This is a genomic window from Winogradskyella sp. (assembly GCF_013042245.1).
Taxonomy (GTDB): Bacteria; Bacteroidota; Bacteroidia; order Flavobacteriales; family Flavobacteriaceae; genus Winogradskyella.
Genome location: NZ_JABDQL010000086.1, coordinates 1 through 7,173, shown reverse-complemented (window position 1 = coordinate 7,173; position 7,173 = coordinate 1). Strand labels below are relative to the sequence as shown.

Here is a 7,173-nt window from a genome sequence, read left to right as displayed (position 1 = left end):
AATCTTGTTGAAATCGACTATTAAGATACTGAAAATCAATAACTTAAACAAGTTTAAGACGTTGTTTTTCAATGAATTAAGCTTGTTTTTTTATCTATTTACCAACCCTTGATTCGCATTAATAATACAAAAGGAAAACCATGGAAAAATATATCTAAATAATCTAAAGCACTCATTCCTTTTGCACCACCGGCTAACCATTTTAATTTTCCATAAATATGAGGCTCAGGAAAAAAAGGAGCTAAACCTAATGTTAAACAAATTAGGATTACAATACGCCAATCATTTAATATTTTCATATTAGATTATTGTTTTTACAAATGTATCAATAACATCTACGCCTTGATTAGTTACATGCTTTATAAAAGCACTTCCAATAATAGCACCTTTTGCCTGTTTTGTTGCAGCAGTAAATGTCTCATTGTTTGAAATACCAAATCCTACAATCTGAGGATTCTTTAGGTTCATATTCGCAATACGCTCAAAGTACTCCGATTGCTCATTTCCAAATCCTGTTTTAGCGCCTGTTGTACTTGCCGAACTGACCATGTATATAAATCCATCAGACACAGAGTCTATAAATCGGATACGTTCATCTGAAGTCTGCGGTGTAATTAAGAATACATTTATAAGACCGTATTTATCAAAAGTTAATTTATACTCTTCATGGTAAACATCTACTGGTAAATCTGGAATAATCAAGCCATCAATACCAACGTCTTGACATTTTTTGCAAAAGGCTTCAACACCATATTGCAACATCGGGTTAAAATAGCCCATGATAATCAAAGGAATAGAAACAGTCTCACGTATGTCTTTTAATTGTTTAAAAAGTAATTCGCTTGTCATACCATTTCTAAGTGCTTTCGTGGAACTATCTTGAATCGTTGGTCCATCGGCTAATGGGTCGCTAAAAGGTAAGCCGATTTCAATCATATCTACACCACTTTTTTCGAGATTTTGAATGATTGAAACAGTGTCATTTATGCTTGGATAACCAGCAGTAAAGTATATCGATAGCAATTTTTTGTCTTCTTTTAGTTTTTGGTTGATTCTATTCATTTTTGATGTTTCGTCACCCTGAACTTGTTTCAGGGTCACATAATTTTTAATGTTTCAAATTTAGGATTTGTTTCTCTGATGAGATTCAGCTTCCACTCTTTGTGCCAATTTTTAAGTTGTTTTTCTCTATCTATTGCTTGATTCATATCAGAGAATTTTTCAAAATAAATCAAGTCTTTAAGATTATACTTTTTAGTAAATAAAGAACCAGTTCCATTAGCATGTTCAGCTATTCTTTTTGAAAGATTTGAAGTTACGCCAACAAAAAATGTTGTTCTGTACTTATTTGTCATTATGTATACGTAACTATATCTCACTCTTTCTCTTGTGCGATGCTGAAACAAGTTCAGCATGACTTAGTCTATAATTTAAAATAATCAATATAATTCTGTAAATCTTTGTCGCCACGCCCAGATAAATTGAGTACGATAATATTGTCTGGTTTAAAGGTTTTATGTTCAAAAACGGCAAGCGCATGTGAGGTTTCAATAGCTGGAATGATACCTTCTAACTGGGATAGCTCTAATCCAGCAGTCATGGCTTCATCATCAGTGATTGATATGAATTCAGCACGTCCTGTTTTATAAAGATTGGCATGCATTGGACCAACACCAGGATAGTCTAAACCAGCAGAGATTGAATATGGTTCTGTGATTTGTCCGTCACCTGTTTGCATTAATAGTGTTTTACTACCGTGAATTATACCTTCTTTTCCTAAAACAGAAGTTGCTGCGCTCTCACCTGTATGGATACCTTTTCCTGCAGCTTCAACAGCGATGATATTCACATCTGTATTGTCTAAATAATGGTAATACGTTCCAGCTGCATTACTGCCTCCGCCAACACAAGCAATTAAATAGTCAGGATTTTCAGTACCTTCTTTTTCTATTAATTGTTTTTTTATTTCTTCTGAAACAACAGCTTGAAAACGCGCCACCATATCTGGATAAGGATGCGGTCCTACAACACTACCTACAATGTAATGCGTATCTACGGGATTATTAATCCAGTCTCGCATAGCCTCATTTGTGGCATCTTTTAAAGTACAACTGCCAGAAAGTGCAGGTACTACTTTTGCACCAAGCATTTTCATACGTGCTACGTTTGGTGCTTGTCTAGCGATATCAATTTCGCCCATATATACCACACATTCTATACCCATCAATGCACATACAGTAGCTGTCGCAACACCGTGTTGACCAGCACCGGTTTCAGCAATAATTCTGGTTTTGCCTAATCGTTGTGCTAGTAAAATTTGTCCAATAGTATTGTTTACTTTGTGTGCACCTGTGTGATTTAAATCTTCACGCTTAAGGTATATTTTAGTGTTATATTTTTCGGATAAGCGCTTTGCAAAATATAAAGGCGAAGGTCTGCCTACATAATCTTTTAGTAACTCATGAAACTCTTCTTGAAATGAAGCTTCAGCTGTTATTTTAAGATAATTCTGTCTCAGTTCTTCAATGTTTGGATAGAGCATCTCAGGGATGTAAGCGCCTCCAAATTCGCCATAATAGCCTTTGTCGTTAATGTTGTAACTCATGCTTAAATTTTTCTAATTCATTTATATTTTTTAGTCCAGGCTCAATTTCAAATTTACTATTTACGTCAATAGCATAACAGTATTTTGAAGCAGGACTTTCTTGAAATTCTTTTAATTTTTCAACTTCACCTAAACCAATACCACCACTTAAAAAAAAGGGTGTAGTTGAAGGATAATCTTTTAAAACATCCCAATTAAATTTATGGCCATTACCACCTGGAAATTTACCTTTGGTGTCAAACAAGAAGTAATCCACAATGTCTTCGTAAGGTTTTAAAAGATTGAAATTAAATTTATTTTTGATGCTGAAAACTTTGATGATTTCTTTTTTCTCATAATCATTTACTCCTTGTCTTTCATGATAAGGTTCCCAAACTGATTGTTTCCAGTGTTCTTTAATTAAATGAAGCTCAAACTTTAAGGATGCGCAATAATGTGAATCTTCATTTCCATGTAGTTGAATTGAATTGAGTTTGTGTTTTTTTATCATGTGTAAAACATAATCTAAATCAGAATTGACGAAAACTCCAACTTTTTTTATTCCGTAAGGAATCTTAGGGATTTCACCATCAAAGTAGCGAGACGATTTGTCGTAAAATATAAAGCCCATGTAATCTGGTTGCAAACGAGCAACAGCTTCCATATTATCTTGATATTTCATTCCGCAGACTTTTAACTTCATGATTCTAGATTTTGAATAAATTCTGTTGCATATTTTCCTGGATTGTCTGTCTTCATAAAGTTCTCTCCAATTAAAAAGCCTTCATAACCGTAAGGTTTTAATTCTTTTATTGCAGAAACAGAACTGATTCCACTTTCAGATACTTTTACAAATTCATCTGGAATTAGTTCACTCAGTTTTTTTGAAGTTTCTAAACTTACTTCAAAAGTTTTGAGATTACGATTGTTAACGCCCAACATATCTAACGAAGGCATAATAGATTTATGTAATTCTGCTTAATTATGTACCTCAAGTAAAACATCTAAAGTTAGACTTTTTGCTAATTCTGAAAATTGCTTTATTTCTGCTTTGGACAATATTGCAGCGATTAATAGAATAACATCTGCACCATAAGCTTTGGCTTCTAAAATCTGATAGTCGTCGATTATAAATTCCTTGCGTAATATTGGTAAATCACAAGCAGCTCTTGCAACTAATACATCGTCTAGACTACCACCAAAATATTTTCCATCTGATAAAACAGATATGCCGCAGACACCAGCTTTCTCATAACCTAGGGCTACATCTTGGACATTCAAATTATTATTAATTATGGATTTTGAAGGTGAGCGACGTTTGTGTTCTGCAATTATTCCACTATTACTATTTCTAAGTTTAGTAGCTAACGAAACTGTTTTTCGATTAAATAAAACAGATGCTTCCAACTGTGAGGTGGGAATAATTGATTTTCGCAAATCAACTTCTAATCGTTTGTCTCTAACTATTTTGTCTAAGATGTTCATTTACTCAGTTCTATAAGTTTATTTAAACTTTGCTTTGCTTTACCGCTCAATAGAGACTCTTTTGCTAATTCAAAACCTTCACTATGTGATATTTGTTTGCTTGTAGCAATTGCTAAACCTGCATTAGCGCAAACCACGTTATTCTGCGCTTCAGTTCCTTTGCCACCAATTACATTTATAAAAATATTTGCCGCTTCTTTAACTGTATTACCACCAAATATTTCAGATTGTTTTATTGTTCTTAAGTTTAAATCTTCAGGTGCAAATAAGGCTTCTGAGTTGTTAGACATAACTTTTGTTTTTCCGGTTAAAGAAATTTCATCATAGCCATCTAAGGCATGTACAACAGCATAATTTTTATCGGTTTCCTGGTATAGATAACCATATAGTCTTAACAATTCTAAATTAAAAACACCTACCATTTGATTTGGTGGAAAAGCAGGATTTACCATTGGTCCAAGCATATTAAAAAATGTTTTTACACCAAGCTCTCGACGTATAGGTGCTACATTTTTCATAGCTGGGTGAAATAGTGGTGCATGTAATACACAAATTCCTGTTTGGTCTATACTACGCTTTAAAAAGTCATTATTACTAGAGAATTTAACACCTAAATGCTCCATGACGTTAGACGAGCCGCAAGCCGATGAAACGCCGTAATTCCCATGTTTTGCTACATTAACACCTGCACCAGCGGTTACAAAAGAGGATAATGTAGAAATATTGAATGTGTCTTTTCCGTCACCACCTGTACCACATAAATCTATTGGATTAAAGTCTTTTAAGTCTACGGAAATACATAGTTCCAAAAGGGCATCTCTGAATCCTCTTAACTCTTCTAAAGTGATACTTCGCATCATATAGACCGTTAGAAATGATGCAATTTGACTTTGATTATACACGCCATTTGAGATGTTAACCAGAACGTTTTTTGCCTCTTCACTAGAGATACTTTCTTGATTAATAAGTCTGTTTAAAATTTCTTTCATAATTAAGAATTCACCCAGTTTTCTAAAATTTGTTTTCCATTTGGTGTTAATACAGATTCAGGATGATATTGAACACCCTTTACATCATATACCTTATGTCTCAGAGACATGATTTGACCGTTTTCATCAAAAGAGGTTGCTTCTAATATTTCTGGTAAGTTTGTTTTAACTACCCACGAATGGTAACGTCCGACTTCAAAAGTTTTGTCAAGTCCTTCGAATAGATTTTCATCATCGACACTCAAAGTGACTGCTGTCGCAACACCATGGTAAACACTTTCAAGATTTTCTAATTCACCTCCAAAAACTTCGCCAATGGCTTGTTGGCCTAAGCAGACACCAAGTATACTTTTTGTTGCTGCATAGGTTTTGATAATATCTTTTAATAAACCCGCTTCATCTGGAATTCCTGGTCCAGGTGATAATAGAATTTTATCAAAATCTGCAACTTCTTCTAGAGTGAGTTTGTCGTTTCTCTTTACAGTAACATCACAATCTAAATCCTCTAAATAGTGTACTAGATTGTATGTGAAGCTATCGTAGTTGTCTATAACTAATACTTTTTTCATGATTATATACCTTTTGCCATTTTAATAGCTTTTGTTAGTGCTCCGAGCTTATTATATACTTCTTGCAACTCACTATCAGCACTAGATTTTGCAACGATTCCTGCGCCTGCTTGCCAGTATAGATTGTGGTTTTTACTTAGAAATGTTCTAATCATTATAGCATGATTAAAGTTGCCTTTAAAATCCATAAATCCTATTGCGCCGCCATAAAAGGAACGGCTTGTTTTTTCATATTTCTCAATGAGTTGCATAGCCATATGTTTTGGTGCACCGCTTAAAGTTCCCGCAGGAAATGTGTCTGCAACAACTTGCATTGTATTTGTATTTTCGTGTTTTTGACCTGTGACTTTACTTACCAAATGAATCACATGGGAAAAGAACTGTACTTCTCTATAAGTTTCGACTTTTACTTGGCTTCCGTGTCTACTTAAATCATTTCGCGCTAAGTCAACAAGCATCACATGCTCGCTATTTTCCTTGTCATCTTTTACTAATTCTGCTGCTGCTTTTGCGTCTGATAAGTCGTTTCCAGTACGCTTAAAAGTCCCGGCTATAGGGTGAATTTCAGCTTTACCTTCACTAACAATGAGTTGTGCTTCTGGAGAACTTCCAAATATTTTATAGCTACCATAATCAAAATAGAATAGGTAAGGACTTGGGTTTATACTTCGTAATGCGCGGTAGACATTAAATTCGTCGCCTTTAAATTCTTGAGAAAATCGCTTAGATAATACCAGTTGAAATACATCTCCACGAGCACAATGTTTTTTTGCTAGTTCTACATGAGATTTATACTCTTCATCACTGAGGTTTGATTTGATATTGTTTTCCGTAGAAAACCCATAGTCTGCATAACGCTTGGTTTGAATTAACTGATGTAGTTTTTCCACATTATGATTATTATCTGCTGAATGTGAAAATATGTAAGCTTCATTTTTGTAATGACTTATGGCAATCACATTTTGATAAACGGCATAATAGATTTCTGGAATTTCGATTGAGTTATTTTTTTTTAAAATCTCAATATCTTCAAAATATTGAACAGCGTCATAATTGGTATAACCGAAAATACCGTTAGTAATGAATTTAAAGTCCTCATCTAAATCAGATTCAAATCGCGTTGAAAAATTATGAATAGTTTCTGTAACAGTTTCAGAATCTGCCTCTAAAATCTCCGAAGTACCATTAGGAAACTGCTGGTTAATCTTTCCGTTTTCGATTTTTATTGAGGCTATCGGGTTGCAACATATGTAGGAGAAACTATTGTCGTTTGCACGATAATCACTGTTTTCTAACAATAAGCTATTCGGAAAAATATCACGCAACTTTAAATAGATATTTACAGGCGTTATATGGTCTGCAAGTATTTTCTTGTAAGTTGTATTTAATTTAAATTTCTTCATTTTCGTCTGAATCGTTTTCCAGGTTTTAAAAATTAAAAAAGGCTTGTCGTGAATGACAAGCCTTAAGTTTATTGTGATTAAACATACAATAGGACTAGTTCACGAAATTTAAGTTTCGAGAAAGCCACCACCATGTATTATTT

8 protein-coding genes and 1 pseudogene are annotated in these 7,173 nt (G+C 33.9%); all 9 read right to left on the bottom strand.

Annotated elements, in window-relative coordinates:
• Positions 1-98: 98 nt before the first annotated feature.
• The 9 genes and pseudogenes from HKP48_RS07355 to HKP48_RS07315 all read right to left on the bottom strand — a co-directional run bounded on the left by HKP48_RS07355 (position 99) and on the right by HKP48_RS07315 (position 7,030).
• A complete protein-coding gene (locus tag HKP48_RS07355) occupies positions 99-299 on the bottom strand; it encodes a hypothetical protein (protein ID WP_296344374.1) in 201 nt (66 codons plus the stop codon).
• Between the two features lies 1 nt (position 300).
• The gene (trpA, locus tag HKP48_RS07350) at positions 301-1,062 is read right to left on the bottom strand and encodes a tryptophan synthase subunit alpha (protein ID WP_296344371.1); all 762 of its coding nucleotides are present in this window, start codon (positions 1,060-1,062) and stop codon (positions 301-303) included.
• Between the two features lie 35 nt (positions 1,063-1,097).
• Positions 1,098-1,415, bottom strand: coding sequence for a GIY-YIG nuclease family protein (locus HKP48_RS07345; protein WP_363928604.1), 318 nt, complete (start codon positions 1,413-1,415; stop codon positions 1,098-1,100).
• A gap of 8 nt (positions 1,416-1,423) precedes the next feature.
• Positions 1,424-2,605, bottom strand: coding sequence for a tryptophan synthase subunit beta (trpB, locus tag HKP48_RS07340; RefSeq protein ID WP_296344368.1), 1,182 nt, complete (start codon positions 2,603-2,605; stop codon positions 1,424-1,426).
• Positions 2,589-3,287: a phosphoribosylanthranilate isomerase gene (locus HKP48_RS07335; protein WP_296344365.1), complete on the bottom strand. Its 699-nt coding sequence runs from the start codon at positions 3,285-3,287 to the stop codon at positions 2,589-2,591. The genes trpB and HKP48_RS07335 overlap by 17 nt, the downstream gene beginning before the upstream one ends.
• Positions 3,284-4,069 (bottom strand): annotated as a pseudogene (gene trpC / locus HKP48_RS07330) (indole-3-glycerol phosphate synthase TrpC). The gene HKP48_RS07335 and the pseudogene trpC overlap by 4 nt, the downstream one beginning before the upstream one ends.
• Positions 4,066-5,058 carry an anthranilate phosphoribosyltransferase gene (gene trpD, locus HKP48_RS07325; protein ID WP_296344363.1) on the bottom strand — a complete coding sequence of 331 codons (993 nt, stop codon included), beginning with the start codon at positions 5,056-5,058 and terminating at the stop codon, positions 4,066-4,068. Before trpD ends, trpC begins: the two are co-directional and overlap by 4 nt.
• 2 nt (positions 5,059-5,060) lie before the next feature.
• Entirely contained in the window at positions 5,061-5,627 is a 567-nt protein-coding gene (locus HKP48_RS07320; protein WP_296344361.1) for an aminodeoxychorismate/anthranilate synthase component II, read from the bottom strand.
• A gap of 2 nt (positions 5,628-5,629) precedes the next feature.
• The gene (locus tag HKP48_RS07315) at positions 5,630-7,030 is read right to left on the bottom strand and encodes an anthranilate synthase component I family protein (RefSeq protein WP_296344359.1); all 1,401 of its coding nucleotides are present in this window, start codon (positions 7,028-7,030) and stop codon (positions 5,630-5,632) included.
• Between the last annotated feature and the right edge of the window lie 143 nt (positions 7,031-7,173).